The sequence below is a fragment of the Enterobacter sp. BNK-16 genome, from assembly GCF_048684955.1.
GTDB classification, from domain to species: domain Bacteria; phylum Pseudomonadota; class Gammaproteobacteria; order Enterobacterales; family Enterobacteriaceae; genus Enterobacter; species Enterobacter bugandensis.
The window spans coordinates 2,031,207-2,057,813 of the sequence record NZ_JBLQTQ010000001.1 but is presented as its reverse complement, the minus strand read 5'-3'; the positions used below and the strand labels follow the sequence as shown (position 1 = coordinate 2,057,813).

At 53.9% G+C, this 26,607-nt stretch carries 19 protein-coding genes, 4 tRNA genes and 3 rRNA genes; 10 read left to right on the top strand and 16 right to left on the bottom strand.

Annotation, left to right across the window (positions count from 1 at the left end):
- Positions 1 to 2: 2 nt before the first annotated feature.
- Positions 3 to 3,335 (top strand): ATP-binding protein, encoded by a 3,333-nt coding sequence (locus ACMGGH_RS09850; RefSeq protein WP_232948713.1) that lies wholly within the window; start codon positions 3 to 5, stop codon positions 3,333 to 3,335.
- Positions 3,336 to 3,419: 84 nt separating this feature from the next.
- Positions 3,420 to 4,106 (top strand): LuxR C-terminal-related transcriptional regulator, encoded by a 687-nt coding sequence (locus ACMGGH_RS09845; RefSeq protein ID WP_041911170.1) that lies wholly within the window; start codon positions 3,420 to 3,422, stop codon positions 4,104 to 4,106.
- Between the two features lie 78 nt (positions 4,107 to 4,184).
- Here ACMGGH_RS09845 and ACMGGH_RS09840 read toward each other — a convergent pair whose 3' ends face one another.
- Both ACMGGH_RS09840 and ACMGGH_RS09835 read right to left on the bottom strand, forming a co-directional pair.
- A complete protein-coding gene (locus tag ACMGGH_RS09840; protein WP_232948712.1) occupies positions 4,185 to 6,131 on the bottom strand; it encodes a TonB-dependent copper receptor in 1,947 nt (648 codons plus the stop codon).
- 144 nt (positions 6,132 to 6,275) lie between these two features.
- Positions 6,276 to 7,190, bottom strand: a complete 915-nt coding sequence (locus ACMGGH_RS09835) for a LysR family transcriptional regulator (RefSeq protein ID WP_028015613.1) — start codon at positions 7,188 to 7,190, stop codon at positions 6,276 to 6,278.
- 101 nt (positions 7,191 to 7,291) lie between these two features.
- Between ACMGGH_RS09835 and ACMGGH_RS09830 the strand changes: the two genes are divergently transcribed.
- Positions 7,292 to 8,224, top strand: a complete 933-nt coding sequence (locus tag ACMGGH_RS09830; RefSeq protein WP_150142909.1) for a DMT family transporter — start codon at positions 7,292 to 7,294, stop codon at positions 8,222 to 8,224.
- A 37-nt stretch (positions 8,225 to 8,261) separates the two neighbouring features.
- On the opposite strand, the gene ACMGGH_RS09825 is transcribed toward ACMGGH_RS09830, so the two are convergent.
- Together ACMGGH_RS09825 and dnaQ are read right to left on the bottom strand one after the other, a co-directional pair.
- Positions 8,262 to 8,338: transfer RNA gene (locus ACMGGH_RS09825), tRNA-Asp, on the bottom strand.
- 132 nt (positions 8,339 to 8,470) lie between these two features.
- Positions 8,471 to 9,202 (bottom strand): DNA polymerase III subunit epsilon, encoded by a 732-nt coding sequence (gene dnaQ, locus ACMGGH_RS09820; RefSeq protein ID WP_028015611.1) that lies wholly within the window; start codon positions 9,200 to 9,202, stop codon positions 8,471 to 8,473.
- 64 nt (positions 9,203 to 9,266) lie between these two features.
- Between dnaQ and rnhA the strand changes: the two genes are divergently transcribed.
- Entirely contained in the window at positions 9,267 to 9,734 is a 468-nt protein-coding gene (gene rnhA / locus ACMGGH_RS09815) for a ribonuclease HI (protein WP_028015610.1), read from the top strand.
- Here the strand turns inward: rnhA and ACMGGH_RS09810 are convergent, their stop codons facing one another.
- A complete protein-coding gene (locus ACMGGH_RS09810; RefSeq protein ID WP_028015609.1) occupies positions 9,735 to 10,451 on the bottom strand; it encodes a class I SAM-dependent methyltransferase in 717 nt (238 codons plus the stop codon).
- 32 nt (positions 10,452 to 10,483) lie between these two features.
- Here ACMGGH_RS09810 and gloB point away from each other — a divergent pair, with 32 nt between their 5' ends.
- Together gloB and mltD are read left to right on the top strand one after the other, a co-directional pair.
- On the top strand, positions 10,484 to 11,242 hold the full coding sequence (gloB, locus tag ACMGGH_RS09805; RefSeq protein WP_028015608.1) for a hydroxyacylglutathione hydrolase: 759 nt from the start codon (positions 10,484 to 10,486) through the stop codon (positions 11,240 to 11,242).
- Between the two features lie 68 nt (positions 11,243 to 11,310).
- Positions 11,311 to 12,675, top strand: a complete 1,365-nt coding sequence (gene mltD, locus ACMGGH_RS09800; RefSeq protein ID WP_028015607.1) for a murein transglycosylase D — start codon at positions 11,311 to 11,313, stop codon at positions 12,673 to 12,675.
- A gap of 52 nt (positions 12,676 to 12,727) precedes the next feature.
- Here the strand turns inward: mltD and ACMGGH_RS09795 are convergent, their stop codons facing one another.
- The 3 genes from ACMGGH_RS09795 to ACMGGH_RS09785 all read right to left on the bottom strand — a co-directional run bounded on the left by ACMGGH_RS09795 (position 12,728) and on the right by ACMGGH_RS09785 (position 15,689).
- A complete protein-coding gene (locus ACMGGH_RS09795) occupies positions 12,728 to 13,501 on the bottom strand; it encodes a class I SAM-dependent methyltransferase (protein WP_232948711.1) in 774 nt (257 codons plus the stop codon).
- Between the two features lie 75 nt (positions 13,502 to 13,576).
- Complete coding sequence (locus ACMGGH_RS09790; protein WP_028015605.1) at positions 13,577 to 14,377, bottom strand: endonuclease/exonuclease/phosphatase family protein; 801 nt, start codon at positions 14,375 to 14,377, stop codon at positions 13,577 to 13,579.
- A 136-nt stretch (positions 14,378 to 14,513) separates the two neighbouring features.
- On the bottom strand, positions 14,514 to 15,689 hold the full coding sequence (locus ACMGGH_RS09785) for an MFS transporter (protein WP_028015604.1): 1,176 nt from the start codon (positions 15,687 to 15,689) through the stop codon (positions 14,514 to 14,516).
- 104 nt (positions 15,690 to 15,793) lie between these two features.
- On the opposite strand from ACMGGH_RS09785, the gene yafC reads away from it, so the two are divergent.
- Positions 15,794 to 16,699: a DNA-binding transcriptional regulator YafC gene (gene yafC / locus ACMGGH_RS09780; protein ID WP_028015603.1), complete on the top strand. Its 906-nt coding sequence runs from the start codon at positions 15,794 to 15,796 to the stop codon at positions 16,697 to 16,699.
- A gap of 28 nt (positions 16,700 to 16,727) precedes the next feature.
- Here the strand turns inward: yafC and dkgB are convergent, their stop codons facing one another.
- The 8 genes from dkgB to gmhB all read right to left on the bottom strand — a co-directional run bounded on the left by dkgB (position 16,728) and on the right by gmhB (position 23,821).
- Positions 16,728 to 17,531: a 2,5-didehydrogluconate reductase DkgB gene (gene dkgB, locus ACMGGH_RS09775; protein ID WP_232948710.1), complete on the bottom strand. Its 804-nt coding sequence runs from the start codon at positions 17,529 to 17,531 to the stop codon at positions 16,728 to 16,730.
- Between the two features lie 160 nt (positions 17,532 to 17,691).
- Positions 17,692 to 17,768 (bottom strand) — tRNA-Asp (locus ACMGGH_RS09770).
- A 56-nt stretch (positions 17,769 to 17,824) separates the two neighbouring features.
- A 5S ribosomal RNA gene (rrf, locus tag ACMGGH_RS09765) occupies positions 17,825 to 17,940 on the bottom strand.
- A gap of 66 nt (positions 17,941 to 18,006) precedes the next feature.
- Positions 18,007 to 20,909, bottom strand: a 23S ribosomal RNA gene (locus ACMGGH_RS09760).
- 170 nt (positions 20,910 to 21,079) lie between these two features.
- A tRNA-Ala gene (locus ACMGGH_RS09755) sits at positions 21,080 to 21,155 on the bottom strand.
- Positions 21,156 to 21,198: 43 nt separating this feature from the next.
- Positions 21,199 to 21,275: transfer RNA gene (locus tag ACMGGH_RS09750), tRNA-Ile, on the bottom strand.
- Positions 21,276 to 21,344: 69 nt separating this feature from the next.
- A 16S ribosomal RNA gene (locus tag ACMGGH_RS09745) occupies positions 21,345 to 22,884 on the bottom strand.
- The 16S, 23S and 5S rRNA genes sit together here with 3 tRNA genes alongside, the layout of an rRNA operon.
- A 370-nt stretch (positions 22,885 to 23,254) precedes the next feature.
- On the bottom strand, positions 23,255 to 23,821 hold the full coding sequence (gene gmhB / locus ACMGGH_RS09740; protein ID WP_193066670.1) for a D-glycero-beta-D-manno-heptose 1,7-bisphosphate 7-phosphatase: 567 nt from the start codon (positions 23,819 to 23,821) through the stop codon (positions 23,255 to 23,257).
- Between the two features lie 188 nt (positions 23,822 to 24,009).
- On the opposite strand from gmhB, the gene metN reads away from it, so the two are divergent.
- The 3 genes from metN to metQ are packed head-to-tail and all read left to right on the top strand — an operon-like array spanning position 24,010 to position 26,543.
- Positions 24,010 to 25,041, top strand: a complete 1,032-nt coding sequence (gene metN / locus ACMGGH_RS09735) for a methionine ABC transporter ATP-binding protein MetN (RefSeq protein ID WP_193030290.1) — start codon at positions 24,010 to 24,012, stop codon at positions 25,039 to 25,041.
- Positions 25,034 to 25,687, top strand: a complete 654-nt coding sequence (locus ACMGGH_RS09730) for a methionine ABC transporter permease MetI (RefSeq protein ID WP_003856130.1) — start codon at positions 25,034 to 25,036, stop codon at positions 25,685 to 25,687. The genes metN and ACMGGH_RS09730 overlap by 8 nt, the downstream gene beginning before the upstream one ends.
- Before the next feature lie 40 nt (positions 25,688 to 25,727).
- Entirely contained in the window at positions 25,728 to 26,543 is an 816-nt protein-coding gene (gene metQ, locus ACMGGH_RS09725) for a methionine ABC transporter substrate-binding lipoprotein MetQ (protein WP_193051726.1), read from the top strand.
- Positions 26,544 to 26,607 lie beyond the last annotated feature (64 nt).

The window sequence follows — 26,607 nt, the reverse complement described above, 5'->3', positions numbered from 1 at the left end:
GCATGCGCAGAGGCTGGCTGGCGACATTATTTATCCTCATGCTGATAAGCGGGCACGCGGCGGCGGGCACGCTGCGCGTGGGCCTGCTGAGCGCAGCGCCGCCTTTTCTCGTAATCGATCGGCCGCCGGGCATTCTGGATGATGAACTCAGCATATTGTTTAGCAATACGACGCTGCCGGACGTCCAGCGTTTTAGCGACCCGGCAACGGCGCTGGATGCGTTAAAGCGAAAGCGCATCGATGTGTTAATCGCCGCCCGGCGTCCTGCAGCCGATCTGGTCGCCAGCGAGCCAATGTTCGCTTTCCCGCTGGCGTCCCTGAGCATAAAAGAGGGACGCGGCGGTACACTGTGCTTTCCGGAATTACCGTCAGAGGTCGCGACCCGCTGCTCTGTGACGGGTTCAGCCTCACCGGGAGAAAACGTCAGGCAGCTGGCAGCAGGGAAAGCGCGGGAATTCATCGCCCCGGAGTTTGTTTTACGTAACTGGCTGACCCACTCCCCCGCCACCACGCTGACCCTGACGCCGCTGGACGATACTCCCCCGCTACATTTTCGTGCCTGGGCTCTGCCTGAGCAGGCAAACACGCTGGAAATCTTCAACGAGCGTATTCACACCCTTAACCCGGAAGACGCTGAATGGCTGGAACAAAAGTGGCTTTTGCCGGACGGCAGCGTCTTTGACGCCCGCCATTCCCCCGTGAAGGAAAATGCGCCCAAAATCACGCTGCACGTTTTGCTTCCCGCTATTTCGCCGCCAATGGTCACGCTCACGCCTGACGGGCATATTCAGGGGGTATGGCGCGATCTGCTGCTCAATCTGTTTCCGTCCAACCTGTATAGCCTGACCTTCAACCTTGATGCGCCCCCGCTTCAGTATGCGGAGAACACGTTGCGCATAGTCGCCAGCGCGACGCCACCGTCAAAGAGTGCTATCACGTTTGACTCACTGAGCTGGGCCCTGCTCAGTGAGGACAGCAACCCGCTTTCCGGCTCCTTGTCCGCATTACAGCATAAGCGGATTGCCGTCATACGCATCTCTCCGCTCGTCACGTTACTGCGTCAGGCGTTACCTGCGGATAACCTTGTGCTGGTTAACTCGCTCGATCAGGGTTTTGAATTGCTCAAAGCCGGAGGCGCGGACGGGCTTGCGGGCGATGCGTTTATACTCCATCACCTGCTGCGCCAGCATAACGCCAGCAATCTGTCGCTGACGCCGCTGGCGCTGCCGGAAGTGCCGCTATGGTTTGTACCAAATATTTCTGACCCGGCGGATGCCAAAAGGGTGAATGCGGTCATGGCGTCCGTAACGCAGGCTGATATCTACGCGAGCCTTAACCTGTCGCAGGCCGTACAGACGACACCCACCGCCCCGGTGCAATCGCTATGGCTGGTCATGCTCGCCGTGGTGGCGATTTGCGCGGCATTCGTCGCCCTGCTGACCTTTAGCGCCGCGCAGAGCCAGCGACGCCAGCGCGAGCGGGACACGGCAGAGCTGCACAACGCGCTCTCACTCTGGCAAACTCTGATGAACAATGTCCCGGTGCCGCTGTTTGTCTGCGATCCGACCGGGCGGCTGACGCGCTATAACGACTCCTTTATTCACTCACCGTTACTTACGGCACAGCCCGAAGAAGGCGCCCCCTTTTCCAGCCTGCCTTTGGGCGAGCTTGCCCAACAGTTTACGTTGCCTCATCGCCTCTCGCTGCTCCATGCCGCGTCGCCGTTAACGGGTGAAACCACACAGAACAATTCCACCCTTTACTGGTGGCTTTGCCGCTATACCGATACGCGGGGGCGGCCTCAGGGCGTGGTCGGAGGCTGGATCGATATCACTGAAAAAGCCGCGCTGACCGCTGCGCTCAATCAGGCGCTGGCGCAGGCGGAGCAGGCCAGCACTGAAAAATCGAACTTCCTCGCCCGCATGAGCCATGACATTCGTACCCCGCTCAACGCCATGCTGGGCCTGCTTGAGATGGAGCGCGACAAAAGCGAGTCCCTCAACATCGCCTGGCAGGCAGCCGGGTCATTGCGCGACGTGATTGGCGGCGTACTGGATTTGTCGCGCATTGAAGCAGGCGAGTTAAGACTGGAGCCACAGGCCTGGCCCCTGTGGCAGACGCTTAACGCCAGCGCGGAGATTTTTGCCAGCAGCGCCAACGCTAAAGGTCTCCACTGGCGCAGCGAGTTGAACGTGCCGCACGACGGCTGGTTCCTGTTCGATAAAGCACGGCTGAATCAGGTCATCGCCAATCTGTTGGGCAACGCCATTAAATATACGCCGCAGGGAGAAATTGTTTTTCACGCCGAGCTCAACGGTGAACATTTGCAGCTGTTGATTCGCGACACTGGCATCGGTATCCCGGCCGATGCCCTTCCACACCTCGGCCAGCCGTGGTTTCAGACTGACAGCAGCACGCCGCAAAGCAGCGGGCTAGGGCTGGCGATCTGTTACCAGTTAGTCGAGCTGATGGGAGGCGTGCTGACGATAGCCAGCGAAGCGGGGAGCGGTACGCAGGTGACGGTGAGCATACCGCTTCATGTCGCCAGCCCGGCGGCAACGGCCGATGAGACACCTTTAATAACCCCGCTGCCACCGCATCGCATTATGATCGTTGACGATTTTCCGGCAAACCTGACGGTGTTAGCGCTCCAGCTGCAGGAGCTGGGTCAGGAGGTTATTCCTTGCGCCAGCGCTGGCGAAGCGCTTGCGCGCCTGGAAAACGAGCCGGTGGATATTCTGATAACCGACTGCCAGATGGCCCTCATGGACGGCTATCAACTTACATCGTTAATACTCCTGCGCGATATTGCCGGCAGTATCACCGCGCCCGCCGCTATTCTCGGTTACACCGCCAGCGCGCTGCAGAGTGAGGACGATCGGGCAAAACATGCCGGGATGGACGCGTTATTGCGAAAACCGCTCTCCCTCAATGCCCTGCATCAGGCGCTGGCGCAGCAATACAGCCTTCGCAATCAGGGGCCTGACCTCAGCGAACTCCGGCGTCTGGCCAACGGTCAACCGGAGATCATGACCCTGATGCGCCAGCAAATGCGCGAAGCCATTACCCTTGATATTCGACAGCTACGGGAAAACACCCCGTCACCGCAAACGCTAAGCCAGCTCGCGCATCGTCTGAAGGCCTCCTGGAGCCTCTTTGCCATGCGCAACGCCACCCGCACCTGTCAGGCGATTGAAGTGTTGCCGGAGATGCTGGCGGCTGGGGTCATAACGGCTGAAGCCCTGCCTGCGCTGACATCGCGTTTCTGCGCGCGCATGGAAGCCAATCTGCAGCAACTCGATACCGCACTGAAGGAATTATCTGACAAGTACTAAAGAATGCTCTGCATAGGATCTGTATCTTTCTGGTCATCCGGCGGCGTTATCCCTACCGTCGCCCACATTTTCGAAGGAGAAACCATGAAAGTCCGTATCGCTATTGCCGATGAGCACACCATTATCCGTCGTGGCGTCTTATCCATGATCACCAATATGCCCTCTCTTTTCAGCGACGGCTCACCCCGCCCCGAGTTTTGCATTCAGGGCGATACCGCAACGCCATCTGAGCTGCTTTCACTGCTATCCCAACAGCCTGTCGACATTCTGTTCCTTGGCTTTTCTCTTGCCACCAGCCAAACCGTTAACCCTCTCAACGGAATGGACGGCGTATTGCTGATTAAATGGCTCAGCCGTAAATATCCGCAGCTTAAAATCATTGTGCTTTCGCCCTACAAAAACACGCAGCTTATCCGCATGTCGCTGGAGGCAGGCGCCAAAGCCTATATTAGTCGGGACACCTGTGAGAAAACCCTGAGCAGAACGCTGACGTCAGTGATCAATGGGGAAGTTTATATTGAGCGCGAGCTGATGCATTCCCTGTTCCAGACCGGCGCACAAACGGAGCAAGAGCTCTCGCCCCGTGAAATTGATGTGTTGCGTATGCTCTGCAAAGGGATGAGTCTGACAGAGATCGCCAGACAGCTGCATTTGAGTAATAAAACCGTCAGCGCCCATAAACTGCGCGCGATGGAAAAACTGGGGGTAAACAGCGACTGCCAGCTCTATTGCCTGCTGGCGAAAACGCAAATGTTCGATATTGCTATATGACATAAAAAAACCGCCTGTAAACAGGCGGTAGAGGCAAACGTACGCCTCAACGGTCGCTCTCAGCAATGACGCTCAGGATCAGAAATGGTATGTCATCGCCAGCCACCAGACGCGCCCCGGTTCAGGGATTTGCTGATTTGCGGCGTATCCGAACTGGCTGGCGCCCGCCAGGTTGAGGTGCTCGCTGTAGTATTTATTGAACAGATTCTCAATACCCACGCGGGACTCAAAATGGTCGTTAAATGTGTAGCCCGCGCTCCACGAAAGCACACCAAACCCCGCACTCGGGCCGAGATCCTGGCCGGTGACGTTACCTTTTTTTTGCGCCACGCGATGCTGCGGCGCAACCACACGCCACAGTAATCCGGTGCGCCACTGTTGCCCGGTATAGTCCAGCGCCAGCCGCCCTTCGAGCGGCGGCATCTGCGGCAGCGGCTGTTTATCGCTACGATTCTCGCCCCAGGCGTAGCTCAGGCTTCCCGTCAGTGCCCAGTTGGGCGTCAGGCTCCAGCTTGCGCCCGTCTCCGCGCCCATTACGGCGGCATTGATGTTGCTGGCCTGCGACGGCGTGCGGCTATAATCAAACAAAATGTAATCGGTAGTTCGCCCGACATAGGCCGATGCCCAGGCGCTAACCTTGTCGCCGTGTAACTGCACGCCGCTATCCCATTGCAGGGTCTTTTCTGTTTTCAGCTGACGAAAGCTTTGTTCTCCAGCCTTGCCGGAAAATAGCTCCCAGTAATCAGGAAAACGTTCGGTATAACCGATGCCGCTATAAAGCATGACGGGTGCGTCAGGTACGCGATACTCATAGCGCGTGAACGCGCCGGGCAGGAGGTCGTGCCGGGAGCTATTTTGCGCGCTGCGCCGATCGTCCGCGCGAATGCTATCCAGTCTCGCACCCACGATAACCGTATCGTCCGCCGTGACGGACTGGCGCCATTCGCTAAACAGACCCGCCTGGGTAAAACGGGCATCGTCACGCCACGATCCAGCGCTTTTTTTACGGTGACTTTTACGCATTACGTCCGCGCCGGCGGTAAGCGTGGTGGTTTCATCTTCCCACACGCCGGCAAGGCGGCTGCCCATCACCATGCCGCCAACTTCAGACTTACGCTTCGGTCCAACGGGCTGACGCAGGCTGTAGTTATCCATGATGTGGTCAGTATCATTGGCATAGAGCTGCCAGCTAAGTTTGCTGACGTGCTCGCTCAGGTGATATTTCTCCAGTTTTAGCGCCGCGCTTTTACGGGCAAAACGGCTACCATCCATCAGCCGACCCGCATAGCGGGCTTTACCGTCGCTGGCTCCCACGCTTAGCTCCGCCAGCGAGTCCTCATCAGGCGTGAGCCCAACCGTGACGCCGCTGTTCCATCTGCGCCACAGGCCCGGCACGCGGTTGCCATGACCATCCCGGTAGTCATCCGCCTCCGAATGATTACCGTCCAGGCGGACGTAGCCGCGCGGGTCGCCAAACGCAAGATTAAGGTTTTGATCCGCGCGTCCGTTCGCGCCCCGCAGCAGCTCAGCGCTGCCTTTTAGCTCAGGTACGCTGAAATAGTCCGGCTGGCGTTCAAAAAGCAATGTTCCGGCGGACCCCATTGGCCCCCAGAGCACGCTTTGTGGGCCTTTGATGACGGTTATCGTGTCGTAACTTTGCGGAGTGATATAGGCCGTTGGGGTATCCATGCGCGAGCCGCAGCCCCCCTGAGTGCTGACGCCGTCTGCAAGCAACGTCAGTCGGGAACCGAACATCCCGCGCAACACCGGATCGCCGTTACTCCCGCCGCTGCGCAGTACGGAAAAACCCGGGATGTTTTTTAGCGCGCCCGCACCGTCGCTGGCAGGCAATTGTTGTGCTGGAGTATGAGCCGGAGCGATAAATGACGCGGGATCGCGATAATACCCCTCAACGGTCATCGACTCTTCAGCGTATGCCGGCAAAGCGGTGGCACAGCAGAGAACCAACAAGAGTGGACGGGAGGCGAGCAGGGAACGAATACCGCTCGCGGTGATACCAGACATAGCACAATTCCGTTTCGGTAAAGAAAATAAGCAAGGCGCTTATTGTCTTCATCCCCAGCAGCGGAATACACGACCTGCGGGCAAGAAGGCCCTCAGGAAAATCAGGAAATATCTGGCGGATAACGGAAATCTCAGGGACGCAGTTCAGCGCGCTTCGCCCAGACGTGCCGTTTGTTGTCGTAAAAAATCCATCAACCGCAAACAGGCCGGCGAAAGCGGCTGCCCGACGTTTTTGACGATGCCCACATCCATATAGGTAATGCAGTCGTCAATGGTGCGCCGGATCACGCGCTGACCGCCGAGCGCCCACGGACGATAGACCAGATCGGATAAAATCGTCACCCCCTTTCCCTGCGCGACCAGACTTCGAATCGCCTCAAAGGAGTTGGTACGAAAATGAATGTCAGGATGGCAGCCCCTGCTTTGCCAGTAGTCGGATATCACATCGGGATAGTCGTCCGTCACCAGCAACAGGAATGGCGCCTTTTCCACATCCTTTAACCGAAGCTCCGGCACGCTGAGAAGAGGATGGCCGATGGCGGTCCATAACCGGCGCGGCGAACGGATCCACGTTTCGACCTCAAGCGTACTATCGTGGCTGATATTGGAGGTCAGCAAAAGACAGAAATCGAGATCTCCCTGACGCAAAGCCTGAAGCAGCTGCGATGCGGGCGCCTCATTAAATGCCGTCTCCAGCAGCGGAAAACGCTGCGCGATATCGCCCCAGAGATTGGGCAGCAGATAAGCGGAAAGGGTTTCGGCAATGCCGATGCGCACGACGCCGTTAATCGCCTCAGGCTGCTGATGGAGATCCTCCACCGCCGCGCGGCTATCGTGGAGGATCTTGCGGGCATGATTGAGAAATCGCTCGCCGACGGGAGTTAACTGGATCCCTTTTGCATGACGGATAAAGAGAGGGGCATTCACCGCCTCCTCCAGGTTGCGCATAGAGACCGTCATGGAAGATTGCGATATATGACAACGGCTGGCCGCTTTGGAAATTTGTAATGTTTCCGCTAACGCAATGTAGAACTCAAGTTGCCTGAGAGTAAACTTCATAGTTTCAGCCAATACCGTGAGATGAAAATATTATATTAGCATTTAATTCTGCACCGGCAGTACTCTAAAGGCAGACAAAATGTTTATTATCAGGAGCCTCTATGCCCTATTTTTTACTCAGTCTCGCGGCCTGTTTTTGGGGGGGTAATTATGTCGTCGGTCATTTACTGGTGGCGCATGCAGACCCGATTATATTATCCGCCGCACGCTGGATAATTACGGCTCTTCTTTTATCGATGCTTTATATCAGACAGATTCGCGTCCAGTGGCCGATGATGAAAAAGGCGAAAGGTACGATCATATTTCTTGCGCTGTGCGGACAGGTTATGTTCCCACTCACGCTGTATATCGGCCTGCAATATACTTCATCTCTTAATGCAGCTATTTATTTATCTACGACGCCTGCCCTGGTTTTATTGATAAATAAGCTGGTCTTTAAAGAGAAAATATCAGTACAGAATATTGCTGGCGTTGTTCTCAGTTCATTGGGCGTCGTCTGGCTGGTCATGCAGGGCGATCTGCTGCATCTGGATACGCTTAAAAATCTGAATCGCGGCGATATCTGGACCATGGGCTCTGCCGCCAGCTGGGCCGTTTATTGTGCTTTCTTGCGGATGAAGCCGAAAAGCGTCGGTGGGAATGCCTTTGTGGCCGTGAGCGCGGTCCTCGGTGCCCTGGTGTTGTTACCGGTACTGGCGATATCGTTGATAAAGACCGGCTTACCTGAGTGGACGGCCTATACCGCACCGGGCTTTTTAAGCGGGCTGATATACCTGGTGGTCTTTCCTTCCTGGCTCTCTTACCTGCTGTGGAATAAAGGCATTGCGGCTATCGGTGCAACCCGCGGGGAGATTTATTCCCACCTTATTCCGCTGAGCGGCGGTCTGTTCAGCGTGATGTTCCTGCACGTTACGTTGCATTCGTATCATCTGGTCAGCACGGTACTGATTCTGTTTGGCATTGCCCTCTGCTCTCGCGCCTCGCAAAGGAAAGTCGCGAAGATCGAACGCGCAGACGAAAAAGTACAGATATGAAAAAGGCCCACGTTATAAATAACGTGGGCCTGAATAGTGGCGGAACGGACGGGACTCGAACCCGCGACCCCCTGCGTGACAGGCAGGTATTCTAACCGACTGAACTACCGCTCCACTGTTCCCGCTTGGGGAACGAGGCGCATATTACGGTGTGCCTCCGATCTCGTCAACGCTTTTTCTCACGTTTTGAATCGTTTGCTGCAAAATTCACCCAACCGATGATTTTACAGGCATTGTGGCGTTTTTTCAGGCGCGCCACATACAGCTTCCGCCCTTCTTCTGCACCAGGTCGAGACGGGATTCATGGTTAAGTAGCTCTTCATCACTGGCTAAAACAACCCGCAAGCGGCTTGCCTGACGGACAACGCGCTGAATGCCCGCTTCGCCCTGCGTCTGCTGTGACTCATTTTCCATGCTGAACTTCATCGACGTCTGTCCGCCGGTCATTGCCAGATAGACGTCGGCCAGGATCTGGGCATCGAGCAATGCCCCGTGCAGCGTTCGCTTGGTGTTGTCTATTTCGTAACGTGAACAGAGCGCATCGAGGCTGTTACGCTTGCCGGGAAACATCTTCCTCGCCAGCGCCAGGCTATCGGTCACTTTGCAAAAGGTGTTTGTTTTCGGAATATCGCGATGGAGCTTACTAAACTCATAGTCCATAAAGCCGATATCGAACGAGGCGTTATGGATGATGAGTTCGGCGCCTTTGATGTACTCCAGAAACTCGTCTGCCACCTCTCCAAAGGTCGGTTTATCCAGCAAGAACTCATCGGCAATACCGTGAACGCCGAACGCCTCTGGATCCACCAGCCGATCGGGTTTGAGATACACGTGGAAGTTGTTCCCCGTGAGACGACGGTTCACCACTTCAACGGCACCGATCTCAATGATCTTATGCCCTTCGTAGTGCGCGCCGATCTGGTTCATACCGGTGGTTTCGGTATCGAGGACAATCTGGCGAGTAATTGCAGTGCTCATAGCGGTCATTTATGTCAGACTTATCGTTTAACTGAACGTTTCAAATACAGGAAGTCTACCAGAGATGCGTAAACAGGTAGAAATTTTCACCGATGGATCTTGTCTCGGCAACCCAGGGCCCGGCGGCTACGGCGCGATTATGCGCTATCGCCAGCATGAAAAAACTTTTAGCGAAGGCTATTTCCTGACCACCAACAACCGTATGGAGTTGATGGCGGCCATTGTGGCGCTGGAAGCCTTAAAAGAACACTGCGACGTGGTGCTCAGTACCGATAGCCAGTACGTGCGCCAGGGTATCACCCAGTGGATCCACAACTGGAAAAAACGCGGCTGGAAAACTGCGGATAAAAAGCCGGTTAAAAATGTCGATCTCTGGAAGCGGCTGGATGCGGCATTAGGTCAGCACCAAATAAAATGGGAATGGGTAAAAGGGCATGCTGGTCACCCTGAGAACGAACGCTGCGACGAACTGGCGCGCGCGGCGGCTTTAAACCCGGCCCATGAGGATGCAGGCTACCAGCCTGAATCCTGATCAGGGCTTTCTGTACTGCCGCGTTGCGCCAACGGTCTGCCGGATAGGCGTTTTCGATTTGCTCTGCTTCATCGGGTTAAGCGTAAGGGGGATGGTTCGCTTACGCGCGACGATAAACTGCATGCAGCCTAAGGCGGGCAAATGCGTGCTTAACAACACTCCCCCCTTCCGCGCCCACGGCAGTACCTGAAAACCGCCGTAGCAGAGCACTTCAAAGTTCAGCAGTGAAAGCCAGTCGAGCTGGCGCATCATGGTGAACATTCGGCTGTTATAGGGTGGCGTTCGGCGCAGCACGGGTACCAGCTTGCGCAGCCCCATCAGGCTCAGCGGATTGAATCCGCTGAGGATCAGCCAGCCGTCATCAATCAGAACGCGATCGGCTTCACGCAGCATACGGTGAGGATCGCTGCACCAGGGCAACGCGTGTGCAAGAAGGCATGCATCAACGGATTTCTCTGCAAACGGCAGATGCAACGGGTCTGCCTTCACCTGAACCGGCGATCCGCCGAGAGAGACGTTAACCTGATGTGAGATAGCGCAGCTTTCGGTATTGATTTCCGCGCTGAGATTGCCAATCTTAAGCAGGTGAAAGCCATACATTTTCGCGAGCCAGGGCTTCAGCTGCTGCTCCAGTGCCTCGCGATAGTATTCACCCCAGGGCAATTCCGCCCAACGTTCCGGTGCTGCGACAGTCTGAGGTATCCTTGCCGGTTTCATCAAAACACCCGCCACGCTATAAGAGGTAATGTATGAATCTTATCAGTATTCCCGCTTTTGAGGACAATTACATCTGGGTTTTGGTCGATGACGATCGTCGATGCGTCATTGTCGATCCCGGCGAATCCGCCCCTGTACTGCGCGCCATAAATGATAACGGCTGGCAGCCTGACGCCATTCTGTTGACGCATCATCATAACGATCATACTGGCGGCGTGCAGGAACTGCGGGCCCAATTTCCGCATCTTGTGGTGTACGGACCGGCTGAGACACAAAATAAGGGAACGACGCAAGTAGTCGAAGAAGGCGAAAATATCCTCATCCACGAGTGGGAGTTTTCCGTATTTGCTACACCGGGTCACACTTTGGGACATCTGTGTTTCTACAGCAAACCTTATCTTTTTTGTGGCGACACCTTGTTCTCTGGCGGCTGCGGAAGACTGTTTGAAGGCACGCCGGAACAGATGTATCAGTCTTTACAAAAGATTAATGCGTTACCGGATGACACCCTTATTTGTTGCGCCCATGAGTATACATTAGGAAATATGAAGTTTGCTGCAAGCCTCTTACCTGAGGATCGGGCGATTCAGGATTATTATCACAAAGTGAAGGAGTTACGTGCAAAAAACCAAAATACACTGCCCGTAATTCTGAAAAATGAGCGTCAGATTAATTTATTTTTACGAACAGATGATATTGATTTAATTAATAAAATTAACCAAGAAACAAATTTGCAACAACCTGAACAGCGATTTGCTTGGTTAAGGTCAAAGAAAGATAACTTCAGATAAATGCGGGTTGCCTTTTCAAAATTTCGCCGTTATCATCGCTCGTCTTTTAAGCAACTATTGACACACACATGAAGGCAAAAGCGATATTACTCGCCTCTGTCCTGCTTGTAGGTTGCCAGTCGCAGAACGGCAGCAACGTACAACAGCACGCACAGAGCCTTTCTGCAGCTGGTCAAGGGGAAGCAGGGAAGTTTACAAGTTCGGCGCGCTGGATGGACGATGGGACATCTTTCGCGCAGGAGCAAGACTTGTGGACCTCTATTGGCGACGAGCTAAAGATGGGAATTCCGGAAAACAGCCGGATTCGCGAACAGAAACAGAAGTATTTAAGAAATAAGAGCTATCTCCACGATGTAACGTTACGGGCAGAGCCGTATATGTACTGGATAGCCGGGCAAGTTAAAAAACGTAACATGCCTATGGAGCTGGTACTCCTACCCATAGTGGAGAGCGCTTTTGACCCACACGCGACGTCTGGCGCCAATGCCGCAGGCATTTGGCAGATCATTCCGAGCACCGGGCGAAACTATGGTCTGAAACAGACCCGCAACTATGATGCGCGTCGCGATGTTGTCGCTTCAACGACAGCCGCTCTCGACATGATGCAACGTCTGAACAAGATGTTTGACGGCGACTGGCTGTTAACGGTCGCAGCGTATAATAGTGGCGAAGGTCGTGTACTGAAGGCAATGAAAGCGAATAAAGCACGGGGTAAATCCACCGATTTTTGGTCGCTCTCACTGCCACAGGAAACGAAGATTTACGTACCGAAGATGCTGGCCTTGAGCGATATTCTCAAGAACAGCAAGCGTTACGGTGTACAACTGCCAACACCAGACGAAAGTCGTGCACTGGCGCGCGTTCGCCTCAGCAATCCGGTTGATATTCAACAAGTTGCTGATATGACGGGTATGTCGGTAAGTAAATTGAAAACCTTTAATGCAGGCGTTAAAGGCTCGACGCTGGGGGCAAGCGGCCCGCAGTATGTGATGGTTCCGCAGAAACATGCGGCGCAGTTACGTGAGTCTTTAGCATCGGGTGAAATTGCCGCCGTTCAGTCAACGCTGATTGCCGATGCTTCATCCGTTAGCAGCCGCAGCTATAAGGTGCGTTCAGGGGATACCCTTTCAGGCATTGCCTCACGTCTTGGCGTGACGGCGAAAGATCTGCAGCAGTGGAATAATCTGCGCAGCTCTGGGCTGAAGGTGGGTCAGACTTTGACCGTGGGTGCAGGTAGCAGCGCACAGCGTCTCGCCAGCAACAGCGATAGCATCACCTATCGCGTGCGCAAAGGCGATTCACTGTCCAGTATCGCAAAACGACACGGCGTGAACATCAAAGATGTGATGCGCTGGAATAATGATACTGACAATCTGAAACCGGGCGACCAGCTGACGCTGTTTGTGAAGAACAGCGCCACGCCAGACTCCTGATAACACGATCGAAAGATAAAAAGGCACCGATTCCCCTCGGTGCCTTTTTTGTTTATCCCGCTTTTTGCGCTTCAGCCATGATGGTATCGCTCGTAAATGAGCCATCCGCCTGCAATTCAAAGTACGCCTTCACCTCTGCGGACGCACTCTCCTGGTAAAGCCTAATTGCCTGGCTTAATGCTTCCGGGGTGCGCATACGCGCGATCCACGAGCTGTATTCCAGCGGCAAACGATCGGTTATCAATGAGCGTGAAATCAAGCCAGCTTCGGTGATCATCGTAAGCCACTCGCCACTGGAGTAATTTTGCACGTGCGAGGTGTCGCGCAGCGCTTCGACCGTCTGCAGCCAGATATTACGCACCGGATGTCCGGGAGACATCACGTCCATAATGATGAAGGTGCCACCCGGCTTCAGAACACGTCTGACTTCGCGCAATGCCTGGCCGACGTCATGCCAGTGGTGTGCGGAATACCGGCTGATCGCGACATCAAACGACGCGTCATCAAACGGTAAAGACTCCGCATAGCCCTGCCGCGTATCAATATTGTTCAGCCCTTTCGCTTTCGCCGCCTCAGCAACGACGTCCAGCATCTGGCTCGATAAATCATATGCGGTAACGTGGGCTACCTGCTGCGAAGCCGTAAAGCTGGCGTGCCCTGCCCCACATCCCAGGTCCAGCACATGCGCCTGCGGGAATGCCGCCAGACGTTCACCGAGACGCACCAGATCGCGACCTGAAGCATGCACGGCGCTGCTCAGATAAGCACTTGCCTGAGAACCAAACTGTTTTTCTACGTTGTCATGATGGGAGTGTGTTGTTGTCATCGTACTGTCCTTTGTTGGTTAAAAATAAAAGGGCAGCACCCGCGCGGCCTGCCCCACGGCAGACCTGACACACCATTATTTATCAGGTTTGCCGGGACTGAATTCAACGAGTAGAGGGTTGTGATCCGAAGCGCGCGTCACCAGAACGGAGGCGTCGTGCACGCTCAAACCGCGATAGAAGACAAAGTCGAGAGGACGACCAAAAGCTTTTTTACGCTGGTCATCACTGAAGCGAACTTCACGCAGCGACATTTCGCGCGCAAAGCGATACAGCGCATTCATGCGCGGACGGCTCCAGGCATTAAAATCGCCTGCCATGATGATGGGCCCGCTGTGATGCGCAATCTGATCGCCAATAGGAAGTAACTGCTTACTATACACATCCACGCCGAGGCTAAAGTTTACCGCGTGGATATTGACGACCATCAGCATACGGGTATCCGGCAGCGGATAGACCGTCACTAGCGCTGATTTCGCCAGACGCAGGATAGGTTCGCGCTCGCGGAGCGGGCAACAGTAGACCGGATGGGCAGCAGAAAGCGTCATTACGCCAGAGGGATGCTGCGGCAGAACAAATGCCGGCACCTGGTCGGCGGCAAGGTAATTCGTGGTGGCAAACCGTACCAGTTCAGGGGTAGTTTGCGCCTCCTGGAGCAGAACCAGGTGGGCATCTTTTCCAAAATTTTTGAGTACCGATAACCACTCCGCGCGCTGCTGCTTGAAGATATTCCAGACCAGAACCCGGATTTTATCATCGCTGCTTAACGGTGTGCCGGCGGGTAATGCCTGGCTTATGCTCGCAAACGACCCCGGAGGTAAGATCCTCTCCGCGGGCATTCCGGCAACATAACGCATGGCATAGGTATTTTTTCGCACTTTTGGAAACAGCCCCTGTAACATGAACCAGCCCTGAAAACGGACTGGTTCTAATGTTATAGGGACTTTAGGTCACACTTTCAACGCAATTTCTGAGAAACCGCTTTCCAGTTTTGTAAGCAAGCACTTACTGATGTTATCCCAGCGCTACGCGGGCTGGCTTATCGAGGCGTCCACTCAGGCCAATCAGCAGGAAGGCGACCAGGACAATCACCGCACCAATCCATGGGGTCTGGGTTAATCCGAAGTGTTCGACGGTTTGTCCGCCAATAATGGAGCCCAGTGCGATACCAATATTAAAAGCGGCAATATTCAGACCGGATGCCACATCCACCGCATTCGGCGTATAGAGCTCGGCTTTCTGGACAACGTAAACCTGAAGCCCTGGTACATTACCGAAGGCGAAGATCCCCATCACCAGTACCGTGACCAGCGCGGCGTATTGCATTGAAGCCGTGAACTGGAAAATCATCAGCAGAACCACCAGGGCGGCGAAGATAAATTTCAGCGCCGGTACCGCACCATGCTTATCCGCGAGCTTGCCGCCCCAGATATTGCCAATGGCCACAGAAATACCGTATCCCAGCAAAATCCAGCTCACGGCATTCGGGGAGAAGCCCGCCAGGTCCTGCATCATCGGTGCCAGGAAGGTGAAGGCAGTGAATACGCCGCCATAGCCCAGAGCCGTAACCGCATAGATGATAAGCAAACGCGGATGGGTAAGCACTTTCAGCTGATCGCGCAGGCTGGCGCTCGCCCGGCCTGGAATATTCGACGGTACCAGCAGCAGGCTAGTCACCAGAGCGATAACGCCCAGTAAGGAGACGGCCAGGAACGTTTCACGCCAGCCGAAATGCTGTCCGATAAACGTTCCCAACGGTACGCCTGTGACCAGTGCGACGGTCAACCCACCGAACATGATCGCGATCGCTGAAGCCGCTTTCTCTTTGGGGACCAGGCTGGTTGCAATGGTGGAACCAATCGAGAAGAACACGCCGTGTGCCAGACCGGTCAGCAGGCGGGCAATCACCAGCGTGGTGTAGTCCGGTGCCTGCCAGGCCAGAACGTTCCCGGCGGTAAACAGCACCATCAGCGCGACTAACAGCTGCTTACGCGGAAAACGTCCGGTCAGGGCCGTCAGCACCGGCGCGCCGACGGCAACGCCCAGGGCGTAGATGGACACCAGCAACCCGGCTGAGGGCAGCGAGATGGCAAGCTGGTTAGCGATGGTGGGAACCAGTCCCACGATAACAAATTCGGTCGTGCCAATTGCAAAGGCACTGATCGTCAGGGCAAGTAGCGCCAGTGGCATAAAATACTCCGTATCATCAGGATTAAGATGACAGGCAGTATGCGCCAGTGCTTAAATAACAAAAATGGTCAAAATATCAATAGAATTTTGCAGGTGGTGCAACAATGAAAGCAACGTCTGAAGAGCTGACAATCTTTGTCGCCGTCGTCGAAAGCGGCAGCTTTAGCCGCGCAGCCGAGCAGCTGGGACAGGCTAACTCGGCCATTAGCCGTTCGGTGAAAAAGCTGGAGATGAAGCTTGGGGTGAGTCTGCTCAACCGAACGACGCGGCAGCTCAGCCTGACGGAAGAAGGGGAACGTTATTTCCGTCGCGTGCAGTCGGTGCTGCAGGAGATGGCCGCAGCGGAGACGGAGATTATGGAAACCCGCAGCACGCCGCGCGGGTTGCTGCGCATTGATGCTGCCACGCCGGTTGTGCTTCATTTTCTGATGCCGTTAATCAAACCTTTCCGTGAACGCTATCCGGAGATGACGCTCTCTCTGGTCTCGTCCGAGACGTTTATTAACCTCATCGAGCGGAAAGTGGATGTGGCTATTCGGGCGGGAACCCTGACGGATTCCAGCCTGCGGGCCCGCCCGCTGTTTGCCAGCTACCGTAAAATTATCGCGTCGCCACAGTATATTGCTGAACATGGTAAACCGGAGACGGTTGAAGAACTGAAGCAGCATCTGTGCCTGGGCTTTACGGAGCCGGTGTCGCTGAACACCTGGCCTGTTGCCTGTCATGATGGCCAGCTTCATGAAATTACCTGCGGGTTATCGTCTAACAGCGGAGAAACGCTGAAGCAGCTTTGCCTGGAAGGGAATGGGATCGCCTGCTTGTCAGACTATATGATTGATAAAGAGATAGCGCGGGGTGAACTGGTAGAGCTAATGGCCGATAAACGTTTGCCGGTAGAGATGCCTTTCAGCGCGGTGTATTACAGCGATAGAGCGGTAAGCACGCGCATACGCGCCTTTATCGACTTCCTGAGCGAGCATATAAAAACAGCTCCCGGAGGAGCTGTGTGAGGGTTCGGGTTACAGAGGGAGGGTCTTATTAATCCCAGTCAGGGGCTAAACCTTCCGGGCTCACCAGGCGGTCGTTGCACTCCAGTGCTGCGATCGCTTTTTTATCATCATCATCCAGATGAAGATCCAGCGCTAGCAGGTTGCTGGCCAGGTTTTCACGCTTGGTTGATGATGGGATCACGGCATAGCCTTCACCCATTGCCCATGCCAGAATAACCTGCGCAGCAGTGGCGTTATGCTTCTCAGCGATACGGATAATTACCTCGTCTTTCAGAGCCTTACCGTAGGCCAGCGTCATGTAAGAGGTAATATGGATACCGTGCTGTTTTGCCCAATCTACGACTTTGCGGTTTTGCAGGTATGGAGACAGCTCAATCTGGTTGGTCGCAATATTCTCAGCGCCAACAGCGGCAATCGCCTTTTCCATCAGCGCGATGGTGAAGTTGGAAATACCAATTTCGCGGGTCAGGCCCTGCTTTTTCGCTTCCAACAGCGCCTGCATGAACTCTTCCACAGAAACGGCATCGTTCGGTGACGGCCAGTGGATCAGCGTCAGATCGACATAGTCGGTACGCAGTTTCTTCAGGCTCTCTTTCAGGCTTGGGATCAGCTTGTCTTTGCTGAGGTTTTCGATCCAGATTTTGGTGGTGATGAACAGTTCATTACGCGGTACACCGCTCTCTTCAAGAGCCTGTCCAACGGCAGCTTCGTTTTCATAGATCTGTGCCGTATCAATTGCACGATAGCCAAGTTCAAGAGCGGTTTTAACTGATGCGATAACAACGTCGTCTTTCAGGCGGAAAGTGCCCAGACCAAATGCAGGGAGAGTCATAATATTCCTCAATCGTTATGTTCGTAAACTGAGGAGGATTATCGCTTGCGCTGTTATAGAGAAAAAGATCGTAAAACGCAGAGGATTTTTGCTAATTTCGCAATAATTAATCGTCAGATATGAAAAAAGCCCTGAGCGTTAACTCAGGGCTTTTAATAAGTGGCGGAACGGACGGGACTCGAACCCGCGACCCCCTGCGTGACAGGCAGGTATTCTAACCGACTGAACTACCGCTCCACCGAAGACTGCTTGTAACCACCGGATTTATGCACCGGCTTACTACTTAATTTGATGCCTGGCAGTTCCCTACTCTCACATGGGGAGACCCCACACTACCATCGGCGCTACGGCGTTTCACTTCTGAGTTCGGCATGGGGTCAGGTGGGACCACCGCGCTAAAGCCGCCAGGCAAATTCTGTTAATCTGTATCAGGCTGAAAATCTGTCTCTCACCGCCAAAACATCTTCGGCGTTGTAAGGTTAAGCCTCACGGTTCATTAGTACCGGTTAGCTCAACGCATCGCTGCGCTTACACACCCGGCCTATCAACGTCGTCGTCTTCAACGTTCCTTCAGGACTCTCAAGGAGTCAGGGAGAACTCATCTCGGGGCAAGTTTCGTGCTTAGATGCTTTCAGCACTTATCTCTTCCGCATTTAGCTACCGGGCAGTGCCATTGGCATGACAACCCGAACACCAGTGATGCGTCCACTCCGGTCCTCTCGTACTAGGAGCAGCCCCCCTCAATTCTCCAGCGCCCACGGCAGATAGGGACCGAACTGTCTCACGACGTTCTAAACCCAGCTCGCGTACCACTTTAAATGGCGAACAGCCATACCCTTGGGACCTACTTCAGCCCCAGGATGTGATGAGCCGACATCGAGGTGCCAAACACCGCCGTCGATATGAACTCTTGGGCGGTATCAGCCTGTTATCCCCGGAGTACCTTTTATCCGTTGAGCGATGGCCCTTCCATTCAGAACCACCGGATCACTATGACCTGCTTTCGCACCTGCTCGAGCCGTCACTCTCGCAGTCAAGCTAGCTTATGCCATTGCACTAACCTCCTGATGTCCGACCAGGATTAGCTAACCTTCGTGCTCCTCCGTTACTCTTTGGGAGGAGACCGCCCCAGTCAAACTACCCACCAGACACTGTCCGCAACCCGGATCACGGGTCCACGTTAGAACACCAGCCATTAAAGGGTGGTATTTCAAGGACGGCTCCACGCAGACTGGCGTCCACGCTTCAAAGCCTCCCACCTATCCTACACATCAAGGACCAGTGTTCAGTGTCAAGCTATAGTAAAGGTTCACGGGGTCTTTCCGTCTTGCCGCGGGTACACTGCATCTTCACAGCGAGTTCAATTTCACTGAGTCTCGGGTGGAGACAGCCTGGCCATCATTACGCCATTCGTGCAGGTCGGAACTTACCCGACAAGGAATTTCGCTACCTTAGGACCGTTATAGTTACGGCCGCCGTTTACCGGGGCTTCGATCAAGAGCTTCGCGTTGCCGCTAACCCCATCAATTAACCTTCCGGCACCGGGCAGGCGTCACACCGTATACGTCCACTTTCGTGTTTGCACAGTGCTGTGTTTTTAATAAACAGTTGCAGCCAGCTGGTATCTTCGACTGATTTCAGCTCCGTCCGCAGGGACTTCACCTACATATCAGCGTGCCTTCTCCCGAAGTTACGGCACCATTTTGCCTAGTTCCTTCACCCGAGTTCTCTCAAGCGCCTTGGTATTCTCTACCTGACCACCTGTGTCGGTTTGGGGTACGATTTCGTGTTACCTGATGCTTAGAGGCTTTTCCTGGAAGCAGGGCATTTATCACTTCAGCACCGTAGTGCCTCGTCATCACGCCTCAGTGTTAAAGTGAACCGGATTTGCCTGGAACACACACCTACACGCTTAAACCGGGACAACCGTCGCCCGGCTGACATAGCCTTCTCCGTCCCCCCTTCGCAGTAACACCAAGTACAGGAATATTAACCTGTTTCCCATCGACTACGCCTTTCGGCCTCGCCTTAGGGGTCGACTCACCCTGCCCCGATTAACGTTGGACAGGAACCCTTGGTCTTCCGGCGAGCGGGCTTTTCACCCGCTTTATCGTTACTTATGTCAGCATTCGCACTTCTGATACCTCCAGCATGCCTCACAGCACACCTTCAACGGCTTACAGAACGCTCCCCTACCCAACAACACATAGTGTCGCTGCCGCAGCTTCGGTGCATGGTTTAGCCCCGTTACATCTTCCGCGCAGGCCGACTCGACCAGTGAGCTATTACGCTTTCTTTAAATGATGGCTGCTTCTAAGCCAACATCCTGGCTGTCTGTGCCTTCCCACATCGTTTCCCACTTAACCATGACTTTGGGACCTTAGCTGGCGGTCTGGGTTGTTTCCCTCTTCACGACGGACGTTAGCACCCGCCGTGTGTCTCCCGTGATAACATTCTTCGGTATTCGTAGTTTGCATCGGGTTGGTAAGCCGGGATGGCCCCCTAGCCGAAACAGTGCTCTACCCCCGAAGATGAGTTCACGAGGCGCTACCTAAATAGCTTTCGGGGAGAACCAGCTATCTCCCGGTTTGATTGGCCTTTCACCCCCAGCCACAGGTCATCCGCTAATTTTTCAACATTAGTCGGTTCGGTCCTCCAGTTAGTGTTACCCAACCTTCAACCTGCCCATGGCTAGATCACCGGGTTTCGGGTCTATACCCTGCAACTTAACGCCCAGTTAAGACTCGGTTTCCCTGCGGCTCCCCTATACGGTTAACCTTGCTACAGAATATAAGTCGCTGACCCATTATACAAAAGGTACGCAGTCACACCCGAAGGTGCTCCCACTGCTTGTACGTACACGGTTTCAGGTTCTTTTTCACTCCCCTCGCCGGGGTTCTTTTCGCCTTTCCCTCACGGTACTGGTTCACTATCGGTCAGTCAGGAGTATTTAGCCTTGGAGGATGGTCCCCCCATATTCAGACAGGATACCACGTGTCCCGCCCTACTCTTCGAGTTCACAACCTGTGCATTTTCGTGTACGGGACTGTCACCCTGTACCGTGCGACTTTCCAGACGCTTCCACTAACACACAAGCTGATTCAGACTCCGGGCTGCTCCCCGTTCGCTCGCCGCTACTGGGGGAATCTCGGTTGATTTCTTTTCCTCGGGGTACTTAGATGTTTCAGTTCCCCCGGTTCGCCTCGTTAACCTATGTATTCAGTTAACGATAGTGTGACGAATCACACTGGGTTTCCCCATTCGGACATCGACGGGTCAAAGGTTCATATCACCTCGCCGTCGCTTTTCGCAGATTAGCACGTCCTTCATCGCCTCTGACTGCCAGGGCATCCACCGTGTACGCTTAGTCGCTTAACCTCACAACCCGAAGATGTTTCACTTCTGATTGCGAAAATTTGAGAGACTCGAACACATCTTAAAGATGTGTCGTTTCAATTTTCAGCTTGATCCAGATTTTTAAAGAGCAAAACTTCGCAGTGCACCTTTTCAGGTTCACTCTGAAGTTTTCTTGTGTTCGCAGTAAAAGATGGTGGAGCTATGCGGGATCGAACCGCAGACCTCCTGCGTGCAAAGCAGGCGCTCTCCCAGCTGAGCTATAGCCCCATCGTTTTGCAATCTCTGTACCGCTCATCCTTTAAAAGGAGTTTGGTAGGCCTGAGTGGACTTGAACCACCGACCTCACCCTTATCAGGGGTGCGCTCTAACCACCTGAGCTACAAGCCTGCAGAGATTTTTACTGCTGTTTTTCATCAGACAATCTGTGTGAGCACTACAAAGGCAGGTTCTTTAAGGTAAGGAGGTGATCCAACCGCAGGTTCCCCTACGGTTACCTTGTTACGACTTCACCCCAGTCATGAATCACAAAGTGGTAAGCGCCCTCCCGAAGGTTAAGCTACCTACTTCTTTTGCAACCCACTCCCATGGTGTGACGGGCGGTGTGTACAAGGCCCGGGAACGTATTCACCGTGGCATTCTGATCCACGATTACTAGCGATTCCGACTTCATGGAGTCGAGTTGCAGACTCCAATCCGGACTACGACGCACTTTATGAGGTCCGCTTGCTCTCGCGAGGTCGCTTCTCTTTGTATGCGCCATTGTAGCACGTGTGTAGCCCTACTCGTAAGGGCCATGATGACTTGACGTCATCCCCACCTTCCTCCAGTTTATCACTGGCAGTCTCCTTTGAGTTCCCGGCCTAACCGCTGGCAACAAAGGATAAGGGTTGCGCTCGTTGCGGGACTTAACCCAACATTTCACAACACGAGCTGACGACAGCCATGCAGCACCTGTCTCAGAGTTCCCGAAGGCACCAAAGCATCTCTGCTAAGTTCTCTGGATGTCAAGAGTAGGTAAGGTTCTTCGCGTTGCATCGAATTAAACCACATGCTCCACCGCTTGTGCGGGCCCCCGTCAATTCATTTGAGTTTTAACCTTGCGGCCGTACTCCCCAGGCGGTCGACTTAACGCGTTAGCTCCGGAAGCCACGCCTCAAGGGCACAACCTCCAAGTCGACATCGTTTACGGCGTGGACTACCAGGGTATCTAATCCTGTTTGCTCCCCACGCTTTCGCACCTGAGCGTCAGTCTTTGTCCAGGGGGCCGCCTTCGCCACCGGTATTCCTCCAGATCTCTACGCATTTCACCGCTACACCTGGAATTCTACCCCCCTCTACAAGACTCTAGCCTGCCAGTTTCGAATGCAGTTCCCAGGTTGAGCCCGGGGATTTCACATCCGACTTGACAGACCGCCTGCGTGCGCTTTACGCCCAGTAATTCCGATTAACGCTTGCACCCTCCGTATTACCGCGGCTGCTGGCACGGAGTTAGCCGGTGCTTCTTCTGCGGGTAACGTCAATTGCTGAGGTTATTAACCTCAACACCTTCCTCCCCGCTGAAAGTACTTTACAACCCGAAGGCCTTCTTCATACACGCGGCATGGCTGCATCAGGCTTGCGCCCATTGTGCAATATTCCCCACTGCTGCCTCCCGTAGGAGTCTGGACCGTGTCTCAGTTCCAGTGTGGCTGGTCATCCTCTCAGACCAGCTAGGGATCGTCGCCTAGGTGAGCCGTTACCCCACCTACTAGCTAATCCCATCTGGGCACATCTGATGGCAAGAGGCCCGAAGGTCCCCCTCTTTGGTCTTGCGACGTTATGCGGTATTAGCTACCGTTTCCAGTAGTTATCCCCCTCCATCAGGCAGTTTCCCAGACATTACTCACCCGTCCGCCACTCGTCACCCGAGAGCAAGCTCTCTGTGCTACCGTTCGACTTGCATGTGTTAGGCCTGCCGCCAGCGTTCAATCTGAGCCATGATCAAACTCTTCAATTTAAGTTTGATGCTCGTGAATTAAACTTCGTAATGAATTACGTATGTTCACTCAGAGACTTGGTATTCATTTTTCGTCCGAGGACGTTAAGAATCCATGTCACTTTGAGTGCCCACACAGATTGTCTGATAAATTGTTAAAGAGCAGTTGCAACGCGGCTTTCAGCTCACCGTTGCGAGGTGGCGTATATTACGCTTTCCTCTTTCAGAGTCAACCCGTTATTTCAGGATTTTTTCTCTTCAACCGACCGGGTTAACTGTGAAGTGATTCACATCCGCCGTGTCGATGGAGGCGCATTATAGGGAGCTGCCGAGGAATGACAAGCGGAAATATGCATTTTTATTTCGACCGCTCACCTTTTCGCCAAAAAGGCTATTTCTGATGCTTTTTTATCTCTTTTGGCAGCTCTGCCAGACTATTAATCACCCAATCCGCTGCACTTTCTGCTTCTGGTGTTACGGGCTTACCGGTACGCACTAATATTTTGGTACCCACTCCCGCCGCTGAGGCCGCCTGCATATCTTCCAGCTTATCGCCCACCATATAAGAAGCAGCCATATCAATGTGCAAGAACTCCTGCGCTGAGTTAAACATGCCCGGATGCGGTTTACGACAGTCGCAGGTCTGACGATACTCTTCTACCGTTCCCTGCGGGTGGTGCGGGCAGTAGTAAATGCCATCAAGATCGACCCCGCGATCGGCCAGCGACCAGTCCATCCACTCCGTCAGCGTCTCAAACTGCGCTTCGGTGAACTTACCACGCGCGATGCCGGACTGGTTCGTTACGACCACCAGCGCATAGCCCATCTCTTTTAGCTGGCGCATTGCCTCTATAACGCCGTCGATAAATTCGAATTCATCGATCTCATGCACATAACCGTGATCCACATTAATAGTGCCATCACGGTCGAGAAAAATTGCGGGTACTGATTTTGCCACCGGTTTGCTCCTGAAAAAGGCCTGTTGAGCTAGTATCTCATGAATCGCAGCGCAATAAAGTGCTCATCGTACAGAGTTGGATTGATTTAGACGTCTGGATGCCTTAACATCCGTTTTGTTTACGGTCATCACCCGTATCTGGCAGAAGAAAATGCCACGGCTAACTTACATACGATAAAAATAATCTAATGATTAAACTTTCCAATATCACCAAAGTGTTCCAGCAGGGGAACCGAACCATTCAGGCGCTGAACAACGTCAGCCTGCATGTTCCTGCTGGTCAAATTTATGGCGTCATTGGCGCATCGGGTGCGGGTAAAAGCACGCTGATCCGTTGTGTTAACCTGCTTGAGCGCCCAACTCAGGGCAGCGTAGAAGTTGGCGGCCAGGAACTTACCGCCCTTTCAGAAAAAGAACTCACCAAAGCGCGCCGTCAAATTGGCATGATCTTCCAGCACTTTAACCTGCTGTCTTCCCGCACGGTGTTCGGCAACGTCGCCTTACCGCTGGAGCTGGATAACACGCCGAAAGAAGAAGTGAAGCGTCGCGTTACCGAACTGCTCGACCTCGTGGGTCTGGGTGATAAGCATGATAGCTACCCGGCAAATCTGTCCGGTGGGCAGAAGCAGCGTGTTGCTATTGCCCGCGCGCTGGCCAGCAACCCAAAAGTACTGCTGTGCGACGAAGCTACCAGCGCACTGGATCCAGCCACCACACGTTCTATTCTGGAACTGCTGAAGGACATTAACCGTCGCCTGGGCCTGACGATCCTCCTTATTACGCACGAGATGGACGTGGTGAAACGCATCTGCGACTGCGTGGCGGTCATTAGCAACGGTGAACTGATCGAGCAGGACACGGTAAGCGAAGTGTTTTCCCATCCGAAAACGCCGCTGGCGCAGCAGTTTATTCAGTCCACGCTGCATCTGGATATTCCAGAAGATTATCTGGAGCGTTTGAAAACCGAGGCAACGGCGGACAGCGTCCCGATGTTGCGTATGGAATTCACCGGTCAGTCCGTTGATGCCCCTCTGCTTTCCGAAACCGCGCGTCGCTTTAACGTGAACAACAACATTATTAGCGCGCAGATGGATTACGCCGGTGGCGTGAAATTCGGCATCATGCTGACGGAAATGCACGGCACTCAAGAAGAAACCCAGGCCGCAATTGCCTGGCTGCAAGAACATCATGTAAAAGTAGAGGTACTGGGTTATGTCTGAGCCGATGATGTGGCTACTGGTTCGCGGCGTTTGGGAAACGCTGGCAATGACCTTTGTATCGGGTTTCTTTGGTTTTGTGATTGGCCTGCCGGTAGGCGTACTGCTGTACGTGACGCGTCCGGGTCAAATCATTGAGAACGCGAAGCTCTACCGTACGCTCTCCGCGCTGGTGAATATCTTCCGTTCCATCCCGTTTATTATTCTGCTGGTGTGGATGATTCCGTTTACCCGCGTGATCGTCGGCACATCGATTGGTCTGCAGGCGGCTATCGTTCCGCTGACCGTAGGCGCTGCGCCGTTTATCGCCCGTATGGTGGAGAACGCCCTGCTGGAGATCCCAACCGGTTTGATTGAAGCTTCTCGTGCAATGGGGGCAACACCTATGCAGATCGTCCGCAAGGTTCTGCTGCCTGAAGCACTGCCGGGCCTGGTGAACGCGGCAACGATTACGCTTATTACTCTGGTAGGGTATTCCGCGATGGGCGGTGCAGTTGGCGCTGGCGGTTTAGGACAGATTGGTTATCAGTACGGCTATATTGGATATAACGCTACCGTGATGAATACCGTTCTGGTATTGCTGGTTGTTCTGGTTTACTTAATCCAGTTCTCTGGCGATCGCATCGTCCGGGCTGTTACTCACAAATAACGTTACACACAACACAAACTCGATGAGTTAAGGATAAAACATGGCGTTTAAATTAAAGACCTTTGCAGCAGTAGGCGCGCTGATTGGATCTCTGGCACTGGTGGGTTGCGGTCAGGACGAAAAAGATCCAAACCATATTAAAGTGGGCGTTATCGTAGGTGCAGAACAGCAGGTTGCTGAAGTTGCTCAGAAAGTGGCGAAAGAAAAATACGGTCTGGACGTTGAGCTCGTAACCTTCAACGATTACGTTCTGCCGAACGAAGCGCTGAGCAAAGGCGATATCGACGCCAACGCCTTCCAGCATAAGCCATACCTGGATCAGCAGATCAAAGATCGCGGCTATAAGCTGGTAGGTGTCGGTAACACCTTCGTCTACCCGATTGCAGGCTACTCCAAGAAAATTAAATCGCTGGACGAACTGCAGCCGGGTTCTCAGGTAGCCGTGCCTAACGATCCAACCAACCTCGGACGCTCCCTGCTGCTGCTGCAGAAAGTGGGCCTGATCAAACTGAAAGACGGCGTTGGCCTGCTGCCAACCGTTCTGGATGTCACCGACAACCCGAAAAATCTGAAAATTGTTGAACTGGAAGCACCGCAGCTGCCGCGTTCTCTGGACGATGCGCAGATTGCCCTGGCCGTTATCAACACCACTTACGCCAGCCAGATTGGCCTGACGCCAGCGAAAGACGGTATCTTCGTTGAAGATAAAGACTCTCCGTACGTTAACCTGATCGTGACTCGCGAAGATAACAAAGACGCGGAAAACGTGAAGAAGTTCGTCCAGGCCTATCAGTCAGACGAAGTTTACCAGGAAGCCAACAAAGTGTTTAACGGCGGCGCTGTTAAAGGCTGGTAATCTCACCTCAGTGTAATATCATCAGGACGGGCTTATGCCCGTCTTGTCATTTGTGCAGTCACCT

Excerpts from the sequence above, each read along its gene's own strand:
- metN (WP_193030290.1), top strand. The coding sequence starts at position 24,010 with ATGATTAAACTTTCCAATATCACCAAAGTGTTCCAGCAGGGGAACCGA.
- ACMGGH_RS09795 (WP_232948711.1), bottom strand. The coding sequence starts at position 13,501 with ATGACAACAACACACTCCCATCATGACAACGTAGAAAAACAGTTTGGT.
- ACMGGH_RS09810 (WP_028015609.1), bottom strand. The coding sequence starts at position 10,451 with ATGAAACCGGCAAGGATACCTCAGACTGTCGCAGCACCGGAACGTTGG.
- ACMGGH_RS09730 (WP_003856130.1), top strand. The coding sequence starts at position 25,034 with ATGTCTGAGCCGATGATGTGGCTACTGGTTCGCGGCGTTTGGGAAACG.
- dnaQ (WP_028015611.1), bottom strand. The coding sequence starts at position 9,202 with ATGAGCACTGCAATTACTCGCCAGATTGTCCTCGATACCGAAACCACC.
- dkgB (WP_232948710.1), bottom strand. The coding sequence starts at position 17,531 with ATGACTCTCCCTGCATTTGGTCTGGGCACTTTCCGCCTGAAAGACGAC.
- yafC (WP_028015603.1), top strand. The coding sequence starts at position 15,794 with ATGAAAGCAACGTCTGAAGAGCTGACAATCTTTGTCGCCGTCGTCGAA.
- ACMGGH_RS09840 (WP_232948712.1), bottom strand. The coding sequence starts at position 6,131 with ATGTCTGGTATCACCGCGAGCGGTATTCGTTCCCTGCTCGCCTCCCGT.
- ACMGGH_RS09835 (WP_028015613.1), bottom strand. The coding sequence starts at position 7,190 with ATGAAGTTTACTCTCAGGCAACTTGAGTTCTACATTGCGTTAGCGGAA.
- mltD (WP_028015607.1), top strand. The coding sequence starts at position 11,311 with ATGAAGGCAAAAGCGATATTACTCGCCTCTGTCCTGCTTGTAGGTTGC.
- ACMGGH_RS09785 (WP_028015604.1), bottom strand. The coding sequence starts at position 15,689 with ATGCCACTGGCGCTACTTGCCCTGACGATCAGTGCCTTTGCAATTGGC.
- rnhA (WP_028015610.1), top strand. The coding sequence starts at position 9,267 with ATGCGTAAACAGGTAGAAATTTTCACCGATGGATCTTGTCTCGGCAAC.
- metQ (WP_193051726.1), top strand. The coding sequence starts at position 25,728 with ATGGCGTTTAAATTAAAGACCTTTGCAGCAGTAGGCGCGCTGATTGGA.
- ACMGGH_RS09850 (WP_232948713.1), top strand. The coding sequence starts at position 3 with ATGCGCAGAGGCTGGCTGGCGACATTATTTATCCTCATGCTGATAAGC.
- gloB (WP_028015608.1), top strand. The coding sequence starts at position 10,484 with ATGAATCTTATCAGTATTCCCGCTTTTGAGGACAATTACATCTGGGTT.
- ACMGGH_RS09845 (WP_041911170.1), top strand. The coding sequence starts at position 3,420 with ATGAAAGTCCGTATCGCTATTGCCGATGAGCACACCATTATCCGTCGT.
- ACMGGH_RS09830 (WP_150142909.1), top strand. The coding sequence starts at position 7,292 with ATGCCCTATTTTTTACTCAGTCTCGCGGCCTGTTTTTGGGGGGGTAAT.